Source organism: Streptomyces sp. NPDC048297 (genome assembly GCF_043201585.1).
GTDB lineage: Bacteria > Actinomycetota > Actinomycetes > Streptomycetales > Streptomycetaceae > Streptomyces.
This window is the reverse complement of record NZ_JBICZA010000017.1, coordinates 46,740-71,869: the sequence shown is the minus strand read 5'-3', so window position 1 is coordinate 71,869 and position 25,130 is coordinate 46,740. Positions and strand designations below refer to the sequence as shown.

General features: G+C 72.1%; 23 protein-coding genes and 2 pseudogenes. 15 read left to right on the top strand and 10 right to left on the bottom strand.

Going from position 1 to position 25,130, the window contains the following annotated elements; genetic code table 11:
- Nucleotides 1–83 precede the first annotated feature (83 nt).
- From ACGFYV_RS20135 to ACGFYV_RS20125, 3 genes are all read left to right on the top strand, one after another.
- Nucleotides 84–2,987, top strand: a complete 2,904-nt coding sequence (locus ACGFYV_RS20135) for a glycoside hydrolase family 2 TIM barrel-domain containing protein (RefSeq protein WP_393879750.1) — start codon at nt 84–86, stop codon at nt 2,985–2,987.
- Nucleotides 2,988–3,093: 106 nt separating this feature from the next.
- Complete coding sequence (locus tag ACGFYV_RS20130; protein WP_393879749.1) at nt 3,094–3,684, top strand: TetR/AcrR family transcriptional regulator; 591 nt, start codon at nt 3,094–3,096, stop codon at nt 3,682–3,684.
- Nucleotides 3,681–4,448, top strand: a complete 768-nt coding sequence (locus ACGFYV_RS20125; protein ID WP_393879748.1) for an alpha/beta fold hydrolase — start codon at nt 3,681–3,683, stop codon at nt 4,446–4,448. Before ACGFYV_RS20130 ends, ACGFYV_RS20125 begins: the two co-directional genes overlap by 4 nt.
- Here ACGFYV_RS20125 and ACGFYV_RS20120 read toward each other — a convergent pair.
- Complete coding sequence (locus tag ACGFYV_RS20120; RefSeq protein WP_393879747.1) at nt 4,382–5,203, bottom strand: isocitrate lyase/phosphoenolpyruvate mutase family protein; 822 nt, start codon at nt 5,201–5,203, stop codon at nt 4,382–4,384. The genes ACGFYV_RS20125 and ACGFYV_RS20120 overlap by 67 nt on opposite strands.
- Before the next feature lie 117 nt (nt 5,204–5,320).
- Between ACGFYV_RS20120 and mmuM the strand changes: the two genes are divergently transcribed.
- A complete protein-coding gene (gene mmuM, locus ACGFYV_RS20115; protein ID WP_393879746.1) occupies nt 5,321–6,259 on the top strand; it encodes a homocysteine S-methyltransferase in 939 nt (312 codons plus the stop codon).
- A 344-nt stretch (nt 6,260–6,603) separates the two neighbouring features.
- Here mmuM and ACGFYV_RS20110 read toward each other — a convergent pair whose 3' ends face one another.
- Together ACGFYV_RS20110 and ACGFYV_RS20105 are read right to left on the bottom strand one after the other, a co-directional pair.
- Entirely contained in the window at nt 6,604–7,266 is a 663-nt protein-coding gene (locus tag ACGFYV_RS20110; RefSeq protein ID WP_393879745.1) for an HD domain-containing protein, read from the bottom strand.
- Complete coding sequence (locus tag ACGFYV_RS20105; protein ID WP_393879744.1) at nt 7,263–7,613, bottom strand: DUF6616 family protein; 351 nt, start codon at nt 7,611–7,613, stop codon at nt 7,263–7,265. Before ACGFYV_RS20105 ends, ACGFYV_RS20110 begins: the two co-directional genes overlap by 4 nt.
- Nucleotides 7,614–7,688: 75 nt before the next feature.
- Between ACGFYV_RS20105 and ACGFYV_RS20100 the strand changes: the two genes are divergently transcribed.
- Nucleotides 7,689–8,699 carry a GlxA family transcriptional regulator gene (locus tag ACGFYV_RS20100; protein WP_393879743.1) on the top strand — a complete coding sequence of 337 codons (1,011 nt, stop codon included), beginning with the start codon at nt 7,689–7,691 and terminating at the stop codon, nt 8,697–8,699.
- 329 nt (nt 8,700–9,028) lie between these two features.
- On the top strand, nt 9,029–9,232 hold the full coding sequence (locus tag ACGFYV_RS20095) for a hypothetical protein (protein WP_393879742.1): 204 nt from the start codon (nt 9,029–9,031) through the stop codon (nt 9,230–9,232).
- 156 nt (nt 9,233–9,388) lie between these two features.
- On the opposite strand, the gene ACGFYV_RS20090 is transcribed toward ACGFYV_RS20095, so the two are convergent.
- The 4 genes from ACGFYV_RS20090 to ACGFYV_RS20075 form a co-directional block, all read right to left on the bottom strand.
- Nucleotides 9,389–10,918, bottom strand: coding sequence for a carboxylesterase/lipase family protein (locus ACGFYV_RS20090; protein ID WP_393879741.1), 1,530 nt, complete (start codon nt 10,916–10,918; stop codon nt 9,389–9,391).
- Between the two features lie 232 nt (nt 10,919–11,150).
- Complete coding sequence (locus tag ACGFYV_RS20085) at nt 11,151–11,450, bottom strand: hypothetical protein (protein WP_393879740.1); 300 nt, start codon at nt 11,448–11,450, stop codon at nt 11,151–11,153.
- Nucleotides 11,451–11,503: 53 nt separating this feature from the next.
- Nucleotides 11,504–12,367 (bottom strand): oxaloacetate decarboxylase, encoded by an 864-nt coding sequence (locus ACGFYV_RS20080; protein ID WP_393879739.1) that lies wholly within the window; start codon nt 12,365–12,367, stop codon nt 11,504–11,506.
- Between the two features lie 157 nt (nt 12,368–12,524).
- On the bottom strand, nt 12,525–13,181 hold the full coding sequence (locus tag ACGFYV_RS20075; RefSeq protein ID WP_393879738.1) for a ThuA domain-containing protein: 657 nt from the start codon (nt 13,179–13,181) through the stop codon (nt 12,525–12,527).
- A gap of 196 nt (nt 13,182–13,377) precedes the next feature.
- Here ACGFYV_RS20075 and ACGFYV_RS20070 point away from each other — a divergent pair, with 196 nt between their 5' ends.
- Nucleotides 13,378–13,776: a VOC family protein gene (locus ACGFYV_RS20070; RefSeq protein WP_393879737.1), complete on the top strand. Its 399-nt coding sequence runs from the start codon at nt 13,378–13,380 to the stop codon at nt 13,774–13,776.
- Here the strand turns inward: ACGFYV_RS20070 and ACGFYV_RS20065 are convergent.
- The 3 genes and pseudogenes from ACGFYV_RS20065 to ACGFYV_RS20055 form a co-directional block, all read right to left on the bottom strand.
- Nucleotides 13,768–14,448 (bottom strand): annotated as a pseudogene (locus ACGFYV_RS20065) (helix-turn-helix domain-containing protein); the annotation flags it as partial. The gene ACGFYV_RS20070 and the pseudogene ACGFYV_RS20065 overlap by 9 nt on opposite strands.
- A 62-nt stretch (nt 14,449–14,510) precedes the next feature.
- Nucleotides 14,511–15,106 (bottom strand): annotated as a pseudogene (locus ACGFYV_RS20060) (hypothetical protein).
- A gap of 85 nt (nt 15,107–15,191) precedes the next feature.
- Nucleotides 15,192–16,358, bottom strand: a complete 1,167-nt coding sequence (locus tag ACGFYV_RS20055; protein ID WP_393879736.1) for a YihY/virulence factor BrkB family protein — start codon at nt 16,356–16,358, stop codon at nt 15,192–15,194.
- Nucleotides 16,359–16,488: 130 nt separating this feature from the next.
- On the opposite strand from ACGFYV_RS20055, the gene ACGFYV_RS20050 reads away from it, so the two are divergent.
- The 8 genes from ACGFYV_RS20050 to ACGFYV_RS20015 all read left to right on the top strand — a co-directional run bounded on the left by ACGFYV_RS20050 (nt 16,489) and on the right by ACGFYV_RS20015 (nt 25,124).
- A complete protein-coding gene (locus ACGFYV_RS20050) occupies nt 16,489–18,141 on the top strand; it encodes an acyl-CoA dehydrogenase family protein (protein WP_393879735.1) in 1,653 nt (550 codons plus the stop codon).
- Nucleotides 18,142–18,691: 550 nt separating this feature from the next.
- The gene (locus tag ACGFYV_RS20045; protein ID WP_393879852.1) at nt 18,692–19,966 is read left to right on the top strand and encodes a GAF domain-containing protein; all 1,275 of its coding nucleotides are present in this window, start codon (nt 18,692–18,694) and stop codon (nt 19,964–19,966) included.
- 181 nt (nt 19,967–20,147) lie between these two features.
- Nucleotides 20,148–21,485 carry a hypothetical protein gene (locus ACGFYV_RS20040; protein WP_393879734.1) on the top strand — a complete coding sequence of 446 codons (1,338 nt, stop codon included), beginning with the start codon at nt 20,148–20,150 and terminating at the stop codon, nt 21,483–21,485.
- A gap of 78 nt (nt 21,486–21,563) precedes the next feature.
- Complete coding sequence (locus tag ACGFYV_RS20035) at nt 21,564–22,139, top strand: GNAT family N-acetyltransferase (protein WP_393879733.1); 576 nt, start codon at nt 21,564–21,566, stop codon at nt 22,137–22,139.
- A 191-nt stretch (nt 22,140–22,330) separates the two neighbouring features.
- A complete protein-coding gene (locus tag ACGFYV_RS20030) occupies nt 22,331–22,414 on the top strand; it encodes a putative leader peptide (RefSeq protein WP_309486338.1) in 84 nt (27 codons plus the stop codon).
- Between the two features lie 126 nt (nt 22,415–22,540).
- On the top strand, nt 22,541–24,238 hold the full coding sequence (locus tag ACGFYV_RS20025; RefSeq protein WP_393879732.1) for a nitrite/sulfite reductase: 1,698 nt from the start codon (nt 22,541–22,543) through the stop codon (nt 24,236–24,238).
- Nucleotides 24,235–24,417: a hypothetical protein gene (locus tag ACGFYV_RS20020; protein WP_393879731.1), complete on the top strand. Its 183-nt coding sequence runs from the start codon at nt 24,235–24,237 to the stop codon at nt 24,415–24,417. The genes ACGFYV_RS20025 and ACGFYV_RS20020 overlap by 4 nt, the downstream gene beginning before the upstream one ends.
- Complete coding sequence (locus ACGFYV_RS20015; protein WP_393879730.1) at nt 24,414–25,124, top strand: phosphoadenylyl-sulfate reductase; 711 nt, start codon at nt 24,414–24,416, stop codon at nt 25,122–25,124. Before ACGFYV_RS20020 ends, ACGFYV_RS20015 begins: the two co-directional genes overlap by 4 nt.
- The last annotated feature ends 6 nt before the right edge of the window (nt 25,125–25,130 follow it).

The following is a 25,130-nucleotide window of genomic DNA, read 5'->3' as shown; positions in this document are numbered from 1 at the left end:
TCCGATCGCCGTTCCGATCCCATTCCGATCGCCGTTTCTATCGCCGTTCCGATGCCGTTCCCTCGTGCTGAGCTAGGAGACCGATGGCTTCCCTCACCACCACCGACTACGTCGAGGACGTCTCCCCGGGCAGCGGGGCGCTGCCGCCCCGGGCCTGGTACGCGTCCTCGGACGCCAAGTCCCTCTCCCTGAACGGCGACTGGCGCTTCCGGCTGTCCGGCACGGCCGACGCCGAGGACGACTCCTTCGCCCAGGAGGGGTACGACGCCGGCGGCTGGGAGGAGGTGCGCGTCCCCGGACACTGGGTCCTTCAGGGCCACGGCTCCCCGATCTACACCAACCACCGCTTCCCCTTCCCCGTCGACCCGCCGCGCGTCCCGACGGAGAACCCGACCGGCGACCACCTGCGCGTCTTCGACCTGCCCGGCGACTGGCCCGGCCTCGCGGACGGCGGAGTCGGCTTGGCGAGCGGCGGGGCGGTGCTCCGCTTCGACGGCGTCGAGTCCTGCGCCCGCGTGTGGCTGAACGGCACCGACCTGGGCGAGTTCAAGGGCTCCCGGCTGCCGCACGAGTTCGCGGTCGGCCATCTGCTGACGCCCACCGGCAACGTCCTCGCGGTCCGGGTCCACCAGTGGTCGGCGGGCTCGTACCTGGAGGACCAGGACCAGTGGTGGCTGCCGGGCATCTTCCGTGACGTCACCCTGCTGCACCGTCCGGCGGGCTGCGCCCTCGACTTCTTCGTGCACGCCGCCTACGACCACGTCACCGGAACCGGCACCCTGCGCGTCGACTCCGACGTGGACGGCCGCGTGACCGTCCCGGGCCTCGCTGTCGACATGGCGACCGGTGAGTCGGTGACCGTCCCGGTCGAGCCGTGGTCGGCGGAGACGCCCACGCTGTACGACGGTGTGCTGGCCACCGAGGGCGAGCGGATCCCGCTGCGCATCGGCTTCCGTACGGTGGAGCTGTCGGACGGCCTGATCAAGGTCAACGGGAAGGCCGTCCTCCTCAAGGGCGTCAACCGGCACGAATGGCATCCGCAGAAGGGCCGCGCGCTGGACCTCGCGACCATGCGCGAGGACGTGCTGCTGATGAAGCGGCACAACATCAACGCCGTCCGCACCTCCCACTACCCGCCGCACCCCGCCTTCCTCGACCTGTGCGACGAGCTGGGCCTGTGGGTGATGGACGAGTGCGACCTGGAGACCCACGGCTTCACCGAACAGGGCTGGCGGGACAACCCCGTCGACGACGACCGCTGGACCCCGGCCCTCCTCGACCGCGCCGCCCGGATGGTCGAGCGGGACAAGAACCACCCGTCGGTCGTCATCTGGTCCCTCGGCAACGAGGCGGGTACCGGCCGCGGCCTGACCGCGATGGCCGAGTGGATCCACGACCGGGACGCGGGCCGGCTCGTGCACTACGAGGGCGACGTCAACTGCCGTGACACAGACATGTATTCACGTATGTACGCGGACCACGCCGAGGTCGAGCGCATCGGCAGGCGCCAGGACGGCGGCACCCACAAGCGCCATGAACTCCCCTTCATCCTCTGCGAGTACGCCCACGCCATGGGCAACGGCCCCGGCGGACTCGCCGACTACCAGCGGATCTTCGAGGCGTACGACCGGCTCCAGGGCGGATTCGTCTGGGAGTGGATCGACCACGGCATCGAGGACGAGCGGTTCGGCTACGCCTACGGCGGCGACTTCGGCGAGGAGTTGCACGACGGCAACTTCGTCTGCGACGGCCTGCTCTTCCCTGACCGGCGGCCCTCCCCCGGGCTGATCGAGTTCAAGAAGGTGATCGAGCCGGTCACCATCGAGGGCGTCGGCATCGGCGGCACGGTCCGGGTCACCAACACCTACGACTTCGCCGACCTGTCCGCGCTGGCCTTCACCTGGTCGTACCAGGTGGACGGCGAGACGGTCGGGACGGGCACCCTGCCGGTCCCCGCGCTCGCACCCGGTGAGTCGGCCGAGGTGAAGCTGCCCGATGCGCCGGTCACGGCCCCGCAGGGCGAGGCGCACTGGACCGTACGGGCGCGGCTCGCCGCCGACACCCCATGGGCGGCGAAGGACCACGTCGTCGCCTGGGGCCAGTTCACCGTGTCGCCGCGCCGGTCCCCGTCGCTCGCGCCGACGGCCGCACCGGTTCCCGGCACGGCGAACGGACGGATCACGCTCGGCCCCGCCTCCTTCGACGCCCGCACCGGCGCGCTGCGGACGATCGGCGGGGTGGACGTCACCGGGCCGCGCCTGGACGTGTGGCGGGCCACGACCGACAACGACGACGGCGCCCCCTGGCAGCCCGACCTCCGCCACGGTCTGCTGTGGCGCGGACTCGGCCTGCACCGCATGCGGCACCGCCTGGACGCGGTGGACCTGGACGACGAGGCGCTGACGGTCCGCACGCGGGTGGCGCCGGCCGCCGCGGAGATCGGGCTGGCCACCGTGTACCGCTGGACCTCGGACGGCGAGCGTCTGCGGCTGACCGTGTCCGTCACCCCCGAGGGCGACTGGCGTGTGCCCCTGCCCCGGCTCGGCATCCGCTTCGGCCTGTCCGCGGCCGACGAGGTGCGCTGGTACGGCGGCGGGCCGGGCGAGGCCTACCCGGACAGCCGGCTCGCCTCCCTGATCGGCCTCTGGCAGTCGACCGTGGACGTCCTGCAGACCCCGTACGTCCGCCCCCAGGAGAACGGCGCCCGCGCCGACGTCCGCTGGGCCGAGCTGGGCGGCCTGCGCGTCGAGGGAGACCCGGAGTTCTCCTTCACGGCCCGCCGCTGGACCACCGAGCGACTGGACGCCGCCGCCCACCGCAGCGACCTCACCCCCGGCGAGACGGTGTGGGTCAACCTCGACCACGGCCAGCACGGTCTCGGCTCCCAGTCCTGCGGGCCCGGCCCACTCCCCCAGTACTACCTGCGGGCCGAACCCGCCCGGTTCTCCTTCGTCTTCTCCCCGGCCGAACCCCCGCAGACCGGCTGACCCATGACCCCGGACCCACCTCCTGGACCCTCTAGGATTCAGCCTAGGAATCCTCAGTACATCCAGTCTGAGAACGTCCAGTCTCAGAAGGTCCAGGAGGTGGCTCGTGGCGCGAGCCGGGCTCACCGCCGACCGGCTGGTGGCGGCAGCCGCCGAACTCGCCGACGAGGCGGGCTTCGAGAACGTCAGTCTGTCCGCGCTGGCCCGGCGGTTCGGGGTGAAGGACGCGAGTCTGTACTCGCACGTCCGGGGCCTGAACGACCTGCGGACCCGGCTCGCGCTGTACGCGGGCGGTGAGTTGATCGACCGGATCGCGCAGGCGGTGGCGGGCCGGGCGGGCAAGGACGCGCTGACCGCGTTCGCGAACGCCTACCGCGCCTACGCCCTGGAGCACCCCGGGCGGTACGCCGCCACCCAGATCCGCGTCGACCAGGCCCTGATCGCCGGCACTCCCGCCCTGCGCCGCACGGCCGACATCACGTACGGCATGCTGCGCGCCTACGACCTGGCCGAACCCGACCTGACCGACGCCGTACGCCTGCTGCGCGGCACCTTCCACGGCTACTGCGTGCTGGAGTCCACCGGCGGCTTCGGCGCGGACCGGGACGTCCAAGTCTCCTGGGACAAGGCGGTCGACGCCCTCCACCTCGCGCTCACCCACTGGCCCCGGGAAGGGCCGGGAAGGAAAGAACGATGACCGAGGCGGCCGAAGAGGTCTCGTACGCCCATGAGGTCACGGGCAGCGGTCCCGTGCTGCTGCTCGTGCCGGGCGGGGCCGGGCACCCGATGGGGCTCGGCCCGTTCACCGAGCGGCTGGCGCGGCGCTTCACCGTGGTGACGTACGACCCGCTGGGCCTCGCCCACGGCCGGCTCGGTCTGCCGGTCCCGGACCAGCGGCCGGCCGACTGGGCCGACGGGGCGCACCAGGTGCTGGAGAAGGTGCTCGCGCCGGGCGAGTCCGCGTACGCGTTCGGGATCAGCGCGGGCGGCGTCGCGGTGCTCGAACTGCTCTCCCGGCATCCGGAGCGGCTGGCGCACGTCGTCGCGCACGAACCGCCCTGCGTCCTGGTGCTGCCGGACGGGCAGCGGCGGCGCGAGGAGCCGATCGACCAGCTCGACGGGCCCGGCCGCCCGCCCGCGGAGGGTCCCTCGGCGACCCCGATGGGCGTCTTCCTCGCCCACGTCCTGCGGCCGTTCACCGCCCACCTTCCCTCCCTCGGTGACTCCCACCTTCCCTCCCTCGGTCCCTCCCTCGGTGCCTCCGGGGGTCGTCTCACCCTGACTGCCGGCAGCGACTCGCGCGGTCAACTCCTCTACGAGACCGCCGAGTCGCTCGCCGAGCGGTTCGGCGGTGCGCTCGTGGAACTCCCGGGCGGGCATCTCGGCACCCTCGATCACCCCGTGGAGGTCGCCGACCTGCTCACCGCGATGCTTCTCTCCAGCGCGCACACCTCGTCGTAGGAGGGTGTCGTCCCGCCCGGCACCGTGCCGGCCACGATGTCGGCCATCGCGTCCAGGGCCGCGCCCAGCGCCCGCCGGTACAGCAGCGAGCCGAGGCTGATCCGGCGGACGCCCAGGTCGGCGAGTCGGGGGACGGTGGGGCCGGCGGGCGAGTAGAGGATGTTGAGCGGCGCGTCGAGGTGCCGGACGAGGGTCCCGATCCGGCCGGGGTCGGTCAGGCCGGGCACGAACACGCCGTCGGCGCCCGCCTGCCGGTAGGCGTCGAGGCGGCGCAGGGTCTCCGCCTCGGCGTCCCGTCCGTGCCCGTCGCCCAGCCAGTACGTGTCCGTACGGGCGTTGACGAACAGGCCGGGCACGGCCGCCTTCACCGCGGCGATCTTCGCGGCGTGCCGGGCGGCCGGGCCGAGCCCGTCCTCCAGGTTGATGCCGACGACGCCGACGGCCCACAACTGGCGGGCGAACTCGGCGACTTCGCCCGGGTCGTCGGAGAATCCGGCTTCGGCGTCGACGGAGAGCAGGTAGGGATCGGAGCCGAGGGTGAGGGCCAGGCGGAGGGTGTGGTCGCGGGTCGCGGCCTGCCCGTCCGGGAGGCCGGTGGCCGCCGCCACGGCGAGGCTCGTCGTGGCGATCGCGGCGAAGCCGCGGGCCGCGAGGGCGGCGGCCGAGGCGTGGTCCCAGGCGTTGGGCAGGAGCAGCGGCTCGCCGGGGCGGTCGTGGAGTGCGGCGAAAGGGGTCACGGCTGGCTCTGCGGTCATGCGTCCACGCTAGGCACCGTACGTTTCGGCAGCCGCCGAACCGTCGCCGGGAGGCGAGCCGGGCATCGGGCCGGCGGCCGGCGGTCGGCGCCGGGTGGATTGGACTAGCGTCGTGACATGAACAGCCACCGCTCCCCCAGCCTTGCCGAGGCCCTCGCCGCGCGAACGGTCGTGCTCGACGGCGGCATGTCCAACCAGCTCGAATCGGCCGGGTACGACCTGAGCGACGACCTGTGGTCGGCACGGCTGCTCGCCGAGCGGCCGGAGGCGGTCACCGAGGCGCATCTCGCGTACTTCGCGGCGGGCGCGGAGGTGGCGATCACCGCGAGCTACCAGGCCACGTTCGAGGGCTTCGCACAGCACGGGATCGGCCGCGCGGGCGCCGCGCGGCTGATGGCGTCGAGTGTGGAGCTGGCCCGTGGGGCGGTACGGGCACGGGTTCGGCAGGCGGGGGGTGCCGGCGGAGCTCGGCCGTTGTGGGTGGCGGCGTCGGTCGGGCCGTACGGGGCGATGCTCGCGGACGGCGCGGAGTACCGGGGGCGGTACGGGCTGAGCGTGGCCGAGCTGGAGCGGTTCCACCGGCCGCGGATCGAGGTGCTGGCCGGTGCCGGGCCGGACGTGCTCGCGCTGGAGACCGTGCCGGACACCGACGAAGCGGTCGCGTTGCTGAGGGTCGTGCGGGGGATGGGGGTGCCGGCGTGGCTCTCGTACACGGTCGACGGGCGGCGGACGCGGGCCGGGCAGTCCCTGGAGGAGGCGTTCGGGCTCGCCGCCGAGGTCGACGAGGTGATCGCGGTCGGGGTCAACTGCTGTGCGCCCCAGGACGTGGAGTACGCGGTGGAGACGGCGGCGCGGGTGACCGGTAAGCCGGTGGTCGTCTACCCCAACAGCGGGGAGACGTGGGACGCGGGAGCGCGGATGTGGGACGGCCGGGCCACGTTCGGCGCGGAGCGGGTGGAGGGGTGGCGTGCGGCGGGGGCGCGGTTGATCGGGGGGTGCTGCAGGGTGGGGCCTTCGGCGATCACGACGATTGCGTTGGCCGCGGGTGTGCCGTAGGGGTGGCGTGGGGTGAGGTGGTCTCGCCGGTGCGGGTGGTCGGTGGCTCGTCGCGCAGTTCCCCGCGCCCCTTCAGGGCGATGGGAAGCTGCGCGGGGATGGAGGATCGGGCGCCGTAAACGGCGTCCCACTTCCTGCTGGTGGTGCGGGAGCATTCCCTGCGTGAACATCACATCGGCGTCATTGAAGTCACAGGCCTTCATGGGCGCCGATGTGGTCTGCTTGCTGCTGTCGGCATCCCGGCTGGACTTGTCGTCGGTGTCGCTGCAGGCAGCGAGGAAGAGGGCGCCCACTTGGCATGACCGGCGCCGGTCATGCCAAGTGGGCGTTGTGCGGGACGTGCTTCAGCCCGGAACGACGGGGGCGGCTCGGAACTTGTCCAGCCCCGGGAAGGGGTTGTCCGGCCGCAGGCTGCGATACGTTGCGTCGACGAACGACAGCGGCATCCACTTCGACGGCTGTTCATCGATCTGGTGCGCGACGGTCTCGAGGAGTTGCTCGCGCAGATCCAGCCAGGGGAACGCCTCGTGAGCGGCGTCCAGGACTGCGCGATCCACCGCCTCGGCGCCGAATCCCCAGATGTCAGCCCCTGTCCCGAGGTAGGTAAGAGCAACTTCCGGCTGCTTGAAGAGCGCGATCCCGGGGGACGTGTGCAGCGCCACCGCGTCCCATACGAGGTCTGCCGCGGCATCGGAGAGTCCATGCTCTCGCGCGAAGCGGGCGGCCCGGAAGGCTCCGTCCACCTCGAACCGGTTCGGCCCCTGACCTTCATCGGTCAGGCCGATGTCGTGCAGCACGCTGCCCAGGAACAGGGTCTCGTCGTCGTAGTCCGTGCCTGCGTCGAGCTTCTGCGTGGCGGCGATGCTGCGGGCGTAGAAATAGCTGCGGATGGTGTGATTGAGGAGGTACGCAGGTAAATGTTCAGCGGTGAACTCGACAGCGGCCTCTGTCGCACGCGTTCGCGGCCAGCTTCCGATCTTCTCCGGCAGGGAGTCCAGGAGGCTCATCGCTCTACCACCCTGAGGGTCAGGTGCTCCGCCATGACCGCATCCGCGGACCGCAGTTCGCCCACAATGTTGGTCTGTTCGAAGTAGGTGTACCACCCGGACCGGTCGACACCGTCGAGGAAACCGTCGACCAGTGCCTTGGAGGGAGCCTGCCAGACCGCGAACCACTGATACTCGGTCCCGTTCTGCACCGCCTCGTCCGTGCGGCCCCAGCCGAGCGTCACCACATCGACCGCGGCAAGCTGCTTCATGGCGTCCTGGATGCCCGCGAACAGAGCCTGTCGCGTCTCCTCGTCTGCGGCAAGGAAAGCTTGCTTGGGGGTCCAGGTTTCGACCACTACGTACATGTCGCATTCCTCCAGATGTCATCTTTCAAGGCCGTAAGCAGCGTAGGAAGACGGCAGCCTAGGTACCATGGCCAAATGGACAATAGTCCCAAGGATTTGGCCAAGGTCGTAGTCGTGGTACAGAACGGCTTCGTCCCGTTGGACGTCGCCGTTCCCCAGCAGGTATTCGGCCGCTGGCCTGCGAAGTTGCTCGTGTCAAGGCCGGACGGCACACCCTACGAGCTGGCCCTTGTCGGCCCTGCCTCCATGGTCGGCCCAGGTCCCGTTGCGGTTACCGCACTCGGGTCACTGGACGAGCTCGAATCAGCCGACACGGTGGTCGTGACCGGCGTGGAAGATCCCACCGTGCCCACGGACCCGGAGTTGGTGGCGAGGCTGCGTGACTCGTACGAGCGGGGCAGCCGCATGGTGTCCATCTGTACTGGCGCGTTCGCGTTGGGGGCTGCGGGCGTCCTGGACGGTCGCAGTGCCACTACTCACTGGCACTGGGCGCAGCTCCTGCGGGATCGGCACCGATCAGTGCGCGTCCGTGAGGCGGAACTGTACATCGAGGACACCGGGGTCTTCACGTCCGCCGGCGTCCTCGCCGGAACCGACCTGTGCCTGCACCTTCTGCGGCTCGACCATGGTCAGGCCACTGCGAACGCCATGGCGCGCTTCATGGTCAGCCCGCCACACCGTGAGGGAGGGCAGGCGCAGTACATCGAGCCCTTGCCGCCCACTGGGGATCCGAACATCGCCGTGGTCACCGCATGGATTCTGGAGCACATCCACGAGCCGCTCACGCTTGAGGCTGTCAGCCGGCACAGCCACATGAGCCCGCGTACACTGCGCCGTAAATTCCAGGCCGCGACCGGGTCGAGCGTCATGCAGTGGGTGGCCGTGCAGCGCGTTGCCCGTGCCCGGGAGCTCCTCGAGACCACCGGCCTCGGCATCGATGAGATCGCGCACCTCAGCGGCTTCGGCTCGGCAGAATCGCTGCGGGTGCACTTCACGGCGCTGATGCGGACCAGCCCGTCGAGGTACCGGCGCACGTTCGCGGAGCCTGTTGGAGGTGCGGACGCGCCGGAAGCCCTCGACACGTGAGCGCGTGACGGTGGGGGGCGCATCGCCAGCCGGCAGGGATTCAAGCAGCGCAGGGCCCACCGCCTTCAGGGGGACGGCATCGAACACGGCCGCAACCGGTCATGGTGTTTGGCCGGCGCAACGGCTCTTGATGTCATTGCGGGGCTGGGTTCGCCAGGCCGAAGCCGACCAGGGAAGCCGGCCCGACCTGCTGACCACCGCCGAGCGGGCCGAACTCTCACACAACTCCGCAAGGGAATAGCCGAGTTGCGGCGAGCCAATGAGATCCTCAAAGCTGCTCCGGTGTTTTTCGCGAAGGAGCTCGACCAGCCCCGCACGAGGCCGACGCGGTGATCGACCACCTCCGCGACGACTTCGGGGTCGAGCCGGTGTGCCGGGAACTGGACCTGTCGGTCTCGGCATACAACGCCCGCCGCAGGCGGCCCGCATCCGCCCGGCACCTGCGTGACGAACGGCTCGTCGAGCACATCCACCGCATCCACGCCGCCTCCGGCAAGGCCTACGGAGCCCGGGGCATCCACCGCCGGCTGTGACGCGAAGGCGGGTCGTGTCCCTTGACGTGGTGGAGGGTGGCTGAGCGCGCAGATCCCCGCGCCCCTTCAGGGTGATCGAAAAGTGCGGGGGGATGGAGGACCGGGGGCCGTAGAGGGTGGGGGGACGAGCTTTGCTCCCCGGGCCCTTTGGGGGTGTCAGTGGTGGCGGGTGGTGGTGACGGAGCGGCGGAGGCGGCGGACGGCGGTGGGGGCGGGGAGGGTGGGGGGTGTGGTCCAGAGGGCGAGTTCGGGGTCGCGGGGGCCGTGGGTGGTCTGTGGCCGGCCGGTGTCGAAGACGCGGACCGGGTGGGTGGTGTCCCAGGGTTGCCAGCCGGGGTCGCCGGTGCGGGCGAACCGTACCCAGGAGCCGTGCATCTCGGTGGCCAGGTCTTCCGGGGGGCCCTCGCCGGCGAGTTTCGCGGACTCGGGGACGTCGCCGGAGTCGAAGACGAAGCCGAGTTCGAGGGCGTGGCAGGCGCCGAGGTCGGGGAGGCGGGAGGGCCAGGCGAACTCGTAGAGGTGGGAGGTGCCGGGGCGGGCGTCGGCCAGGCGGTGGAAGGGGATGCGCAGGATGTGGTCGGTGACCATCTGGCCGGCGATCTCGGCGGTTCCGGCGTCCGGGTGCAGGGCGCGATAACCGCGCGGGACCTCGTGGCCGGCGTGGCAGCGGGCCATGGCGCCGGCCAGGGCGACCGGGCCGAGCCGGTCGACGTGGTCCAGGAGTCCACCGGGCACGAGCCACAGCCGGTACTCGTCGCGGGTCCAGCCCATGAGGAGGTCGATGCCGGGGGCGGCGTCCCCGTCGATCAGGGCCTGCAGCGGGTCGCGGGGCACGAGGTCGCCGTCGATGACGATGCCGAAGGCCGGGCCACCGAGGACGGGGCTGCTCAGCCGCCCCACCTCCGCCTGGGTGCGCAGCAGCAGTTCGCGGTCGACGGCGGCGAAGGCCGCGGCGGTGGCGGGGATCCTCAGCCGTGTGGCCATCCGGCGGACCATGCGCCGTACCTTGTCGCGTTCCGAGGCCTCCGGTGGCCCGCTCTGCAGGATCGCCCGCCGGACGAGGCCCTGGGCCTGGGGCGCGGCGATGAGGGCACCCACGCTGATGGCGCCGGCCGACTGTCCGCACAGGGTGACGTTGTCCGGGTCGCCGCCGAAGGCCGTGATCGCCTCGTGGACCCATCGCAGGGCGGCGAGCTGGTCGCGCAGGCCGGCGTTGGGCGGTGCGTCGGGGAACAGTCCGTAGCCCTCCACGCCCAGTCGGTAGTTGACCGAGACGCAGATGACACCGTCGCGGGCGAAGGTGCTGCCGTCGTAGACCGGTACGGCCGAGGAACCCCTGGTCAGGGCGCCGCCGTGCAGCCAGACCAGGACCGGGAGCCGGGCGTGCGGGCTGGGGTCGGGGGTCCAGACGTTGAGGTTGAGGCAGTCCTCGCCCGGGATGACCGGGTCGGAGAGGTACTGGGCGAACGCCTCGGAGTACGGCGGTTTCGGCGCGGTCGGCCCGAAGGCACCGGCGTCGCGGACTCCGTCCCAGGGTGCGGGAGGCTCGGGCGGCCGGAACCGCCGGGGGCCGAAGGGCGGGGCGGCGTAGGGGATGCCCCGGAATACCGCGATGCCCCGCTCGTACCTGCCGCGTACGGCCCCGTGGGGCGTCCTGACCACGGGGCCCGCCTGTTCTGCTGTCATCGCCCACCAGCCCTTCGCCGAGCTCGTGCACCGCTCACATCAGAGCATCACATCGCGCGGATGTATTCCGGCGCACGGACTTCGTTCATGGCTGAACGGCGTACGGGCGTACGGGCGTACGGCATGCCCGCGTATGGCATACGGCGAACCGCGTACGGCCGGGCACCCCGTACGCGAGGTGCCCGGCCGTCGTCCTGCTGTCGTGGCGTGTCGTGTGCGAGACGCCGGCGGCTCAGTCGCCCCCGCCGTGCCCCGCCGCTCCGACCAGCGCCTCCACCACGTCCACGGCGCTGCCGTCGTGGTCGCTGCCGGCCGTACCGCTGCCGGTCTGGAGGTTGGCCGTGCGGTCGACCTCAAGGATGGAGTCGGCGTGGGAGTTGTCGAGGACGGTGATCAGACTGCTGCTGCCACTGCCACCGTCACCACCCTCCGCAGCGGCAGCCGCGGGTGCGACGCCGACACCGACGCCGAGGAGCGCGGCAGCGAGGGCAGCGGCCACGCCGAGGCGGGGTCCGGCGCCCGATGTACGCATACCGGTTCCCGACGCCCGCATCCCGGCGCGGGTGGCCCTCCGCTGGGGAAGGGTCACACGCTCACGCCCTCGGGGGTGAGCCGCTCGGGGTCGATGTTGCGCTCCAGCAGGGTGGTGGAGGCCTTCACGCCGATCCCGCCGGCCGGGTCGAACCGGGGCAGGCGTCCGTCGGCCGCCTTGAGGTCCACCAGCGCGGAGTCCATCGCCTCGTGGGCGGCGAACAGGCAGGGGGTGCTGTAGATGGCGACGTCGACGCCGAGGTCTTCCAGTTCGCCGAGGGAGAGGCGGGGGGACTTGCCGCCGGCGATCTGGTTGAACAGCAGCGGCTTGTCGCCGATGACCTCGCGGACGCGCTTGATCCACTCGATGCTGCGCACGCCGTCGACGAGGATCACGTCGGCGTCGGTCGCGGCGAGCCGCTCGGCCCGGTGCAGGATGTCGCGCTCGTCGGTGGCGTCCGTACGCGCGACGACGACCAGGTCCTTGCGGGTCTCCAGGACCTTGTGCAGCTTCTCCAGGTACTCCTCCAGCGGCAGCACCTGCTTGCCGTCGGCGTGGCCGCAGCGGCGGGGCCGCTTCTGGTCCTCCAGGATCACCCCGGAGGCGCCGATGCGTTCCAGCCCCTCGACCACGTGGCAGGCGACCTCGGGGTCGACGTACCCGTCGTCGATGTCGACCAGCAGGTGGTGGCGCGGGAACGCGCCGCGCAGCCGCTGGACGAAGGCCACCATGTCCGGCCAGGCGATGAATCCGATGTCGGGCAGCCCGTAGTACGAGGCCGCGAAGCCGAAACCCGAGACGAACATGCCGTCGTAGTGCCTGGCGGCGATCGACGCCGAGTACATGTCGTACACGCCGATCAGTGGTGTGGTCCCGGGCCCGGCGATCCGGTCGCGCAGGTTCTTCCCGTAAGTCAAGGTCCGGCTCCTCTGTGGGTGGGTGACGCGGTGTGTGGGAGGCCGCCGCGTCTCGACGCCCTTTACCGAGACAAAAGGTTCCCGTGAGTCGTGCGTGACTTTTCTTCTATGCGTGCTTTACTCACTCGCTCGGCGGAACGGGTTCACCGCAGAAACGTCACTCGGAGCGCCGTACCGCCCAGTTCAGACCGCCGCGCAGGTGAGCCAGGAAGCGCGGGTCGCGATAGGCGGACGCGGCGTGCCCGAGTGCCGTGTAGAACACCCGTCCGGTTCCTTGGGTGCGGCACCAGGCCAGTGGATGGTCGGCGCCCATCCCGCCGCCCTCGTACGACTCCTCGTCGGCCCGCAGCAGCACCCGGACACTCTCGCGCGGGTTGGCCCGGAAGTCGTACCACTCGTCGGTGAAGTCCCAGACGGCGGGCAGCGGGCGGGTGGCGGGGTGGGTGGCGTCCTCGACGACGGCGCGGCCCGGCTGGTACGCGGGGTGGCGGGCGAAGCGGGCGCCGAGGAGGTCGCCGTAGTACGGCCACCCGTACTCGGTGCAGGCGGCCGCGTGCACGCCGACGAAGCCGCCGCCCGACTCCACGTACCCGGCGAGGCGCTCGCGCCCGGCCCAGGTCAGCACGTCGCCGCTGGTGGAGAGGAAGACGACCGCCGCATACGGCTCCAGCGGCTGCTCCAGCCGCGCCGGATCCTCGGTGTGGTCGACGGCGAAGGGCCGCATCGCGCGCAGGGCGGCGACGGCGTCGGGGATGGAGTCGTGGCGGTAGTCCGTGGTGCGGGTGCAGACGAGCAGCCGGGGAGCGGGAGCCATGGCGGCGACCTTATGCCCGGCGGCGCGGTCCGCGACCCCCGGCGGTGAGGTCCGCGACCCCCGGCTGCAGGGTGCGCGAGCCCCCGCTGCACGGTCCGCGAGCCCCGGCGGCGCGGTCCCGACCGCCTGTGGCGCGGCGGCACCGTGTCCGATTCCTTCAAGACGTGCCCGGTGCCCTCTGCCTACGGTGTCCGGCATGACTCCACGATTCGCCGTGATCGGTGTGGTGGCCTCCGATCTGGCCGCCTCGCTCGCCTTCTACCGTCGCCTCGGGCTGGTCTTCCCGGAAGGGGCCGAGGAACAGCCGCATGTCGAGGCCGAGTTGCCCGGCGGGCTGGTGCTCGCCCTGGACACCGAGGAGACCGTCCGCTCCTTCCACCCGGGTTGGCGGCCACCGGCCGGTGGGGGGCGGGTCGGGCTCGCCTTCCGGTGCGGCTCACCGGCCGAGGTCGACTCCGTGTACGAGGATCTGGTCGGGGCCGGGTACCACGGGGAGTTGAAGCCGTGGGACGCCTTCTGGGGGCAGCGGTACGCCACCGTGCACGACCCCGACGGCAACGGCGTCGACCTGTTCGCGCCGCTGGCCGGCGAGTAGCTCGCCGAGCGTCGTGCCCGCGAACTCCCGTACGTCCCGGGCGAGATGCGGTTGGTCCGCGTAGCCGGCGCGGGCCGCCGTCTCGGCGTACGGCACTCCGGCGCGGGCGAGCGCCAGGGCGCGTCGCAGACGCAGGATGCGGGCCAGGGTCTTGGGGCCGTAGCCGAAGGCGGTGCGGCAGCGGCGGTGCAACTGGCGGGCGCCGATGCCCAGTCGGTCGGCGGTCGCCGCGACCGGGCGGCCCTCGTCCAGGTGCTGCACCAGGCGGTGCAGGAGCGGGTCGGGGGCTGCCGCGGGCTGTGCGGCCCGGTCGAGGGCGATGTCCTCAAGGCCGGTCGCCGGGTCGGGCGCCGCGGCGACGCGGTCGAGCAGCCGTCGTACCCGGGCGGCGGGCCACAGGTCGGACAGGTCCACGCGGCTGTCGCGCAGTTCGTGGGCGGGTACGCCGAGCAGGGCGGGCGCGGTGCCGGGGAAGAAGCGGATGCCGGCCCAGGAGCGCGGCGGGCCCTCGACGGCGTGCGCGCGGGTGTCGGGGCCGGCGACCAGCAGCCGGCCCTCACTGAACAGCAGGTCCATGCAGCCGTCGGGAAGCACCGGCCGTACCGCGCCCCCGTCGGGACTGTTCGTCCACACGACCGCGCCGCTCAGCCGGGACGCCCGCTCCGTGTACACGTACGCCAGAGTACGTCCGGGCGGACGGCGTCCGGGCGGGGCGGCGGACGGCGCCGGGACGGTCAGGTGCCGCGGGCGCGGTGTTCCTGGGGGCTGACACCGTAGGCGCGTTTGAAGGTGCTGGAGAGAGCGAACGTGGTGCCGTAGCCGACCCGGCAGGCGAGGAAGTCGCGGCGCGGCGGACGAGGGCGGCGCGGGAGGCGCCGGTCCTGGCGGCGGGCGAGGACACCGTCCACGGGTGCGCCGGGTCGTCCCGCGGCAGGCGCAGGGCGCGGCCGACGACCGGGTCGGCGCGAGCCCGGTACCAGGCGGGTGCCTCCGCTTCCGGGCGGGAGAGCCGGGCCCGCGGCGCGGAGGTGACGAGCAGGTCGAGCAGCCGGTCGAGGATCACCTCCTGGCCGGGCCCGTCCCGCATCGGGTGGGGGCCGATCAGCATCACCGCGGAGCCGGAAAGCCGCAGGGCCGTCGCCGATCCGGCTGCGCCGACGCCCCTGCCACCACGCCCAGGCGCTGATCCTCCCGGCCGCGAGTGCGACCAGGTGTACGGTTCCGGGCCGCGGACGATGGCGAGGTCACCCGCCCGCAGGCGCACGGGCCCGCCGCTGTCCGGCGGCACCCAGGAATCGCCGCCGGCCTGCGAGTGTGTCCACGCGGACAGGACGGAGAACGGGGCACGAAGGAACGGGAGACAACCGCGGACGCGGTGAGTGCCGGAGGGGGAGCCAGTCGCGGACGGCGTGCCCTCACTGGTCCCGGTGTGCCCTGTCCGTCGTGGCCTTGTGGGCCGCGTGGGTGTGGTGGTGGGGGTTCTTGGCGTGGGTGCGCAGGCGGGCGGTGACGTCCTCCGGGGGGAGGAAGCGGGACCAGCGTTCCGGGAACTCGGACGGCATGTCCGGGTCCTCGGGGTCGGACTCGCGGGCGGCGGCGACGCGGCTGACGTACTCGACGACCTCGGCCTCGCGCAGCCGGTCGTTGGCCGCGCGGGCGGCCGCGGTGGCGGCGGCCGGCCACACCCGGTCGATGGCGGCGTTGACGGCCGCCCCGACGAGCACGGCGAAGGCGCCCACGCCGATCCACAGCAGGACGGCGACGGCGGCGGCGAGGGAGCCGTAGATGGTGGCGCCCTCGATGGTGTGGGTGAGGTAGATGCGCAGCAGGAAGCTGCCGAGGACCCACATGGCGAGGGCGACCAGTGCGCCGGGCACGTCCTCGATCCAGGGGGACCGGACGGGCACGGAGACGTGGTAGAGGGTCGTCAGGAAGACGATGGACAGGACGATGACGACCGGCCAGTACAGCACCTGGACGACCGTCTCCGACCAGGGCACGACCCGGACCACCGCGTCCGGCCCGGCCACCATCAGCGGCAGCGCGACCGAGCCGATCAGCAGGGCCACGATGAACAGCAGGAAGGACATCACCCGGGTCTTGACGATGCCGCGGACGCCGTCGAGGCCGTACATGACGGTGATGGTGTCGATGAAGACGTTCACCGCGCGGGAGCCCGACCAGAGGGCGAACAGGAAGCCGATGGAGATGACGTCGGGTCTGCCGCCCTTGATCACGTCGTGCAGGATCGGCTCGGCGATCTCCTTGACGCCCTTGTCCGACAGGATCGTGCGGGCGGCGTCGAGGATGTTGGTCTGCAGGCTCTGGATGGTGTCCGTGCCGGTCCAGGTGTCGACGTAGGCGAGCAGGCCGATGAGGCTCAGCAGGAGGGGCGGCACCGACAGGAGCGTGAAGAACGCGGCCTCGGCGGCCAGACCCAGGATCCGGTACTCCATGCAGGAGTTGACGGTGTCCTTGAGCAGCAGCCAGGTCGTCCTGCGCTTGGAGACGTTCCGGTAGAGGGCTCTGGCGCGATGGAGGCGGCCGGGCGGCCGTTCGGGGGTTTCACTTGCTGGCTGCACGACCTAACGGTATCCGCCGAACGGGGCCGCCCTCACCCCCCGGGGCCGGTGGCGGGTCCGGACGCGCCGACGGGCCGCGCTGTGTCACTCTGAGTCCATCGTGGCCGCCGTCCCGGATAGGTTCACCACCATGGCAGGCATCCCCACCCACACCGTGACGAACCAGCCGCCCCCGCTGGTCGGATACGACGTCTTCAGCGCCGACCGCGCCCTCGTCGAGGCGGTGCGCCGGTACACCGGTCCCGGGTCGCGGGAGGGCGTGCTGAGCGAGCTGTCCGAGCTGGGGCGGGCCGCGGGTTCCGCGCAGTTGCAGGAGTGGGGGGTGCAGGCGAACGAGCATCCGCCGCGGCTGCGCACGCACGACCGCTACGGCCGTCGCGTCGACGAGGTCGACTTCCATCCGGCCTGGCACCGGCTGCTCGGCAAGGGTGTCTCGGCGGGGCTGACCGGCGCATGGACGCGGCCGGCCGGGCATGTGCGCAGGGCGGCCGGGTTCCTGGTGTGGACGCAGGTGGAGGCGGGCAACTGCTGCCCGCTGTCGATGACCCACGCGGCGGTGCCCGCGCTGCGGACCGACCCGGAGCTGGCCGCCGAGTGGGAACCCCGGCTGACCTCCACGATCTACGAGCGCGAGCTGCGGCCCGCCGGCGCCAAACCCGGCGCCATCTTCGGCATGGGCATGACGGAGAAGCAGGGCGGCAGCGACGTACGGGCGAACACGACCGAGGCCCGGCCGCTCGCCGAGGAGGGGACGTACACCCTCACCGGGCACAAGTGGTTCTGCTCGGCGCCGATGTCGGACGGCTTCCTCGTGCTGGCCCAGGCCTCCACCGCCCGGGGACAAGGGGGGCTGACCTGCTTCCTCGTCCCGCGTGTCCTCGCGGACGGCACCCGCAACGTCTTCCTCATCCAGCGGCTCAAGGACAAGCTGGGCAACCGGTCCAACGCGTCCGCCGAGGTCGAGTTCGACGGCACCTGGGCCCGCCGGGTCGGTGAGGAGGGGCGCGGGGTGCGCACGATCATCGAGATGGTCGCCGCGACCCGTCTCGACTGCGCGCTCGGCTCGGCCGGCCTGATGCGGCAGGCGGTGGCACAGGCGATCCACCACTGCGCCCACCGGGAGGCCTTCGGCGGCCCGCTGATCGACAAGCCGCTGATGCGCAACGTGCTGGCCGACCTCGCGCTGGAGTCCGAGGCCGCGACCGCGCTCGCCCTGCGCCTCGCCGCCGCCTACGACGACGACTCCGAACAGGAGCGCGCCTTCCTGCGGCTCGCGGTGCCGGCCGCGAAGTTCTGGATCACCAAGCGGTGCGCCCCGGTGGCGGTCGAGGCCGCGGAGTGCCTGGGCGGCAACGGCTACGTCGAGGAGTCCGGCCTGCCCCGGCTGGTCCGTGAGTCCCCCCTGAACTCGGTCTGGGAGGGCGCCGGCAACGTTCAGGCGCTGGACGTCCTGCGCGCGCTCCAGCGCGAACCGGGCGCCCTCGACGCCTGCCTCGCGGAGATCGGCCGGGCCCACGGCGCCGACCACCGCCTGGACCGCGCCGTCAAGGACCTCTTCAGCGAACTCGCCGACCTGGACGGCATCGAGGGCCGCGCCCGCCGCCTGGCCGAACGCCTCGCCCTCGTCCTCCAGGGCTCCCTCCTGGTCCGCCACGCCCCACCGGAAGTGGCCGACGCCTTCTGCGCCTCACGCCTGGGAGGCGACCGCGGCGCAAGCTTCGGCACCCTACCGACCGGCCTCGACCTCACCTCAGTGGTAAACCGCGCCCGCCCTGTCCAATGAATCACCGACCAGGCACCCCAACCTGAAGGAGCGCGGGCAACTGCACGACGTACGGTGAATCACCGACCAGGCACACCAACCTGAAGAGGCGCGGGCAACTGCACGACCAGCCACAACGAACACGCACCCGCCCCGCGCAATGAATCACCGACCAGGCACCCCAACCTGAAGAGGCGCGGGGAACTGCACGACCAGCCACAACGAACCCGCACCCGCCACCCCTCAGCCAGCCCCACCCTCGGACGCGAATCCGCCAAGCCCCCGGCGAGGGTGATGCTGCGCCGACACGGCACCACCCCCACCTCATGGGCCAGTTGAAGGCCACGAGCGCCACCCTGGGGCGGCGCCGCGGTCAAGTCTCAGCCAGTCCCCATCCGTTCACCAGGGTTGCAAGGGGTTGCAACATGTTGGCGAGTGTGCCCGGACTGTGTGCCTCCGGCATGCGCCGAACGGCAGTATGTCGGCAGCAGCCGGACCGGAAGCGCCACCCGGACCGCTGGACCGATGTGTTCGACGCCCTTCCGGGAGGGTCCCCGTGGTCAACCCGCCGATGAACGTGACGCGTCTGGCCGCGGTGGACGCGGCGCAGGCGGCACGGGTGCTGAGCGAGGTGCGCGACGCCACGCTCGCCGGACAGCGTGCCCGGATCGCGCCCCGGCCGGTGATCGAGCAGTCCTGGGGACGGATGCTGCGCAGCGGGGTCGACCCCGAGCGCGACTTCAGATCGGGGCTGTTACCCGAGGAGGAGGTGCGGCGCCGGCGGGAGGAGTCGCCGCTGCGGCACGTCATGCCGGTGCTGCGCGAGGGACTGCTCTCGGTCGCGGACGTCGCCCACCACATCATGGTCGTCGCCGACGCGGAGGGGCGGGTGCTGTGGCGCGAGGGCTCCTCGCAGGTGCTGCGCAAGGCCGACGGGCTCGGCTTCGAACTCGGCGCGGACTGGCGGGAGGACGTCGTCGGCACCAACGGCGTGGGCACCCCGGCGGTCGTACGGCGGCCCGTCCAGGTGTTCGCCTCCGAGCACTTCGTACGCTCGCACGGCACCTGGACCTGCTCGGGCGCCCCGATCACCGACCCCAGGGACGGCCGGCTGATCGGCGTGGTGGACGTCAGCGGTCCGCTGGAGACCATGCACCCGGCGACCCTCGCCTGGGTGGACTCGGTGGCCAAGCTCGCCGAGGCGCGCCTGCGCGAACTGCATCTGGCCTCGCTGGAGCGGCTGCGGGCGGTGGCGGCGCCGGTGCTGGCCCGGCTGGACGGGCGGGCGCTGGTGGTGGACCGGGACGGCTGGACGGCGGCGGTGACCGGGATGCCGTACGTACGGCGGGTGGCGCTGCCCAAGTCCCTGCGGCCGGGCCGCCGGTGGCTGGCCGCGCTGGGCCCGTGCGCGGTGGAGCCGATGGCCGGGGGGTGGTTGCTGCGGGCGGCCGAGGAGCCGCAGTCGGCCCCGGCCACGCGGATCGTGCTGGACCTGACCCGGCCGGCCCGCCGCTCGATGACGGTGACGGCCACGGCGGGCTCGTGGTCGCACGAACTCAGCCCCCGGCACGCCGAGTTGCTGTACCTGCTGACCGAACACCGCTCCGGGCGCGGGGCGTCGGGGCTGGCGGACGACCTCTTCGGCGATCCGTCACGGACGGTCACCGTCCGGGCCGAGATGTCGCGGATCCGGCGGTATCTGGGGGACCTTCTGCAGCACCGGCCGTATCGTCTCTGCGAGGACGTCGAGGTCGAGGTGCTCACCCCCGACGACCTCCGCGACCTGCTGCCCCAGTCGACGGCACCGGGGGTGGCACGCAGACGGGTGGTGTCCGGGGAGGCCTGAAGGGGGACGAGCCGTCCGTCCACCGAGAGGCGACGAGCCCCCAGCACTCTTACCGCATATTTGCTGCGTCTTCGCCCGGCGGCACGCCCCACTGCCGTAGCATCCTGTGACGGGCCTTCTCTTCTGCTCCTCGGTCAACGTACGGACCATCAGGCGCAGTTGGTCCGCCTCGGGAGGAGACATGAAGCATCGCGGCAGACACCGCAGGCGCAGGCGGGGCGCGGCCCTGCGTGCGGTCCTGGCCGGTACCGCGCTGGCGCTCACCGCGGCGGCCACGGTCATCAGCGCCTCTCAGGCCACGACCGCCGGGGACCCCGGCGCGCTCAAGCCGCTGACCTCCCCGTCGGACACCGGCGCGCTGCGTCTCCAGGAGAACCTGGTGCCCGCCCGCACGCTGAACCGGCTCGCCGCGTCCATGGGCCGCCCGGTCGGTGTGGACGCCGTGCTGCGCACCGCCGATCACCGGATGCGCGCGGGCGCCCAGTGTTCCTCCGGGGACCGTGACTCCCTTCCCCTCTCCCCGGCCGTCACCCGCGCCTACTGCTGGGACCGGGCCGAGGGTGCGGACACCGCCTGGCGGCCGGCCTCGGTGACGACCTCCGGGGACGCCGACGACGACGGCGTCTGGGGCACCCACCGGGTGATCCTCACCGGCTGGACCCACAGCACCACCACCGGGCCCGCCGCCGAGCGGGGCCTCGCGCGGGTCGCGTTCGTCGACGCGGACGACCCGGCCCGGCCCGTCTACCGCTGGGTGCTCCTGGTGGTGCCGGTCGACGGCGGCCGGGACTACCGCGGCCTGTCCTCCCGTGTCTCCGGCATGGTCTGGCACCAGGACAAGCTGCTGGTAACCACCCGCACCGGTAGCGCCGACGCGCTCTACGTCTACGACCTGGACCGTATCCAGCGCACCACCGTGGACGGCCCCGCGATCGGCCGGGTGCCGGGCGGCTGGTCCGCCGACGGCCACGGGTACGTGATGCCCGCCGTGGGGTCCTACCGGCTGCCCGCCGGCCACTGCACGGCGTCCGGCGCGCGGCCCTGCCCCGGCACGCTCTCCCTGGACCGTACGACGGCGCCCGAGAGTCTCGTCGCCGGCGAGTGGACCGCCCCGGGCGACGACCGCCGCACCCGGCTGTGGCGGTACACGTTCAGCGACGCCCCCGAGCGCGGCGGGCTGCTGGCCACCGACGCCGCCGGGGTGGCGAAACCGGTCGAGGCGTACCGGACGCGGGCGGGCGGCATCCGGGGCGTGCTGGCGTACCGGAAGGCCGGGGTGGCGCGCTCGTCCTGGTATGTGGGACAGCTGTCCGGATCCGCGGACCGTCACGGTGCGCTGTGGCGGCAGGACACCGGTGGCGCGCGGACCGCGCACTGCGGCTCGGACGACTCCCGCCACTGCTGGGCCCAGTCCACCGGCTCCCTCTCCTATTGGCAGGAGACCGGCGAGGTGTGGTCCCTGTCGGACCGGATGCTGTTCTCGGTCCCGCTGGCGGCGCTCGACCGCTCGCTGGGGTGAGCGCGCCGGCCACGGAACAGCGGGCGGCGTGACGCGGTCGATCGACAGACAGCCGGACGGGATGATTCCCTGGCCCGCATGAGCAGCGTCCCTGTCACCATCTGGTCCCTGGAACAGACCTCCGCGAGCGATCTTCTGCCGGCCGCCGCGCCCGAGGGCGACGACCTGCGGATCGTGCGCGCCGAGGTCCCCTCCCCCGAGTTCAGCCGGTTCCTGTACGCGTCGGTCGGCGGCGACATCCACTGGACGGACCGGCTCGGCTGGGACTACGCCCGGTGGCAGGGGTTCCTGGACCGGCCGGGTGTGGAGACGTGGGTGGCGTACGACCGGGGGACGCCCGCCGGTTACGTCGAACTGGAGGCGCAGGACGAGGGCGTGGTCGAGATCGTCTACTTCGGTCTGCTCCCGGCCTTCCGCGGACGCCGTATCGGTGGCCATCTGCTGTCGTACGGCATCGCGCGCGCCTGGGACCTGGCCGAGCGGTGGCCGGACCGGACGCCGACCAAGCGGGTGTGGCTGCACACCTGCAGCAAGGACGGCGAGTTCGCGATGGCCAACTACCTGCGGCGCGGGTTCACGCTGTTCGACACCAAGGTCGAGGAGGAGGCCGTGGTGTCCACGCCCGGCCCCTGGCCCGGCGCCTACCCCGCCTGACCTGGCGGCGACCCCGCCCGACCTGGCGCCTGCCCTGCCTGACCTGGCGCCTGCCCCGCCCGACCCTGGCGGGACGAGCCGTTCCGCCGCACGTGTGACCGACGACACCCTTGTCCCACATTTCGGGACAAGGGTGTCCGCATGTTGGATAAAGCTGGACTGTGTCCAGAACGCCGTGACACGCTTCCGTCATGTCTGGAACTGGAATTGCCTTGGTGAGTCGGCGGCACGTCGACCTGGGCCGCATGTCCAGCGCCATCTGTCCGGCGAGCTGATCTTTCCAGCACCGCCGATCCCCCGTACCTCCTCGCCTGCCCGCGCGATGCCGCGCGCCTATGCCCGCATGCGCCCGTGTGCGCAGGTCAGAGCCTCTTTCCACCTGTCCCGAAGGACGTAGAACCATGGCCGCCACCCCACAGAACCCTGACGCCTCCGCGCCCCGACGCAAGGTGAGCCGTCACCGCGGCGAGGGTCAGTGGGCCGTGGGTCACCTCACCCCGCTCAACGGCAACGAGCAGTTCAAGAAGGACGACGACGGTCTCAATGTGCGGACACGCATTGAGACGATCTACTCCAAGCGCGGTTTCGACTCGATCGACCCGAACGATCTGCGCGGCCGTATGCGCTGGTGGGGGCTGTACACCCAGCGCAAGCCCGGGATCGACGGCGGCAAGACCGCGATCCTGGAGCCGGAGGAGCTGGACGACGAGTACTTCATGCTGCGGGTGCGCATCGACGGCGGGCGGCTGACCACGGAGCAGCTGCGCGTCATCGGCGAGATCTCCCAGGAGTTCGCCCGGGGCACCGCGGACATCACCGACCGGCAGAACATCCAGTACCACTGGATCCGGATCGAGGACGTGCCCGAGATCTGGAACCGGCTGGAGGGCGTGGGCCTGTCCACGACCGAGGCCTGCGGTGACACGCCCCGCGTGATCCTCGGCTCCCCGGTCGCCGGCATCGCCGAGGACGAGATCATCGACGGCACCCCGGCCATCGAGGAGATCCAGCGCCGGATCATCGGCAACAAGGCGTTCTCGAACCTGCCCCGCAAGTTCAAGTCCGCGATCTCCGGCTCGCCGCTGCTCGACGTGGCGCACGAGATCAACGACATCGCCTTCGTCGGCGTGCACCACCCCGAGCACGGCCCCGGCTTCGACGTATGGGTCGGCGGCGGCCTGTCCACCAACCCGAAGATCGGCCAGCGCCTGGGCGCCTGGGTCCCGCTGGACGAGGTCCCGGAGGTCTACGAGGGCGTCATCTCGATCTTCCGTGACTACGGCTACCGGCGGCTGCGCACGCGGGCCCGCCTGAAGTTCCTGCTCGCCGACTGGGGTGTGGAGAAGTTCCGGCAGGTTCTGGAGGACGAGTACCTCAAGCGCGAGCTGGTCGACGGTCCGGCGCCGGCCCAGCCCGTGGAGCGCTGGCGCGACCACGTCGGCGTGCACCGCCAGAAGGACGGCCGCTTCTACGTCGGCTTCGCGCCGCGCGTCGGCCGCGTGGACGGCGCGACCCTGGCGAAGATCGCCGACCTCGCCGAGACCCACGGCTCGGGCCGGGTCCGGACGACCGCCGAGCAGAAGATGCTCGTGCTGGACGTCGAGGAGGGCCAGGTCGACTCCCTGGTCGAGGGACTTCAGGCGCTGGACCTCACGGTGCACCCGTCGCCGTTCCGGCGCGGCACCATGGCCTGCACCGGCATCGAGTTCTGCAAGCTCGCGATCGTCGAGACGAAGGCGCGCGGCGCCTCGCTGATCGACGAACTGGAGCGCCGCATCCCGGACTTCGACGAGCCGCTCACCATCAACCTCAACGGCTGCCCCAACGCCTGCGCCCGTATCCAGGTCGCGGACATCGGTCTCAAGGGCCAACTGGTCCTCGACGACGAGGGCAACCAGGTCGAGGGCTACCAGGTGCACCTCGGCGGCGCCCTCGGCCTGGAGGCGGGCTTCGGCCGCAAGGTGCGCGGCCTGAAGGTCACCTCGGACGAACTGCCCGACTACATCGAGCGCGTGCTGGGGCGGTACCAGGCGGAGCGCGAGGACGGCGAGCGGTTCGCGGCCTGGGCGGCGCGCGCCGGCGAGGAGGCCCTCTCGTGAGCGAGCGGGCGGCGCCGTTCTACTGCCCCTACTGCGGTGACGAGGACCTGCGTCCCAGCGAGCAGGGCCACGGCGCCTGGGAATGCGGGGCGTGCAACCGCGCCTTCCAGCTGAAGTTCCTCGGGCTGCTCGCCCGGGGGCTGAAGCACGCCGACGGCGGAGGGGACGAACAGACATGACGACGACTCAGCAGGAGTCCACGGCGGACGAGTTGAAGGCGCTCGCCGAGCAGGCGGGCCGTGACCTGGAGGACGCGTCCGCGCTGGACATCCTCCAGTGGGCGGTGGACACCTTCGGCGAGCGGTTCTGCGTCACCTCCTCCATGGAGGACGCGGTGGTCGCGCATCTCGCCTCCCGGGTGCTGAAGGGGGTGGACGTCGTCTTCCTGGACACCGGCTACCACTTCCCGGAGACCATCGGCACCCGCGACGCGGTGGAGGCCGTGATGGACGTCAACGTCATCACGCTCACGCCGCGGCAGACGGTCGCCGAGCAGGACGCCGAGTACGGTCCGAAGCTGCACGACCGCGACCCCGACCTGTGCTGCAAGCTGCGCAAGGTGCGTCCGCTGGAGGAGGGGCTGCAGGGCTACGCGGCCTGGGCGACCGGGCTGCGCCGTGACGAGTCCCCGACCCGGGCGAACACCCCGGTCGTCGGCTGGGACGAGAAGCGGCAGAAGGTCAAGATCTCCCCGATCGCCCGCTGGACCCAGGACGACGTGGACGCCTACGTCGCCGAACACGGCGTACTGACCAACCCGTTGCTGATGGACGGCTACGCGTCCGTCGGCTGCGCCCCGTGCACCCGGCGGGTTCTGGAGGGCGAGGACGCGCGCGCCGGCCGCTGGGCCGGCCGGGCCAAGACCGAATGCGGGCTGCACGGATGACAGACG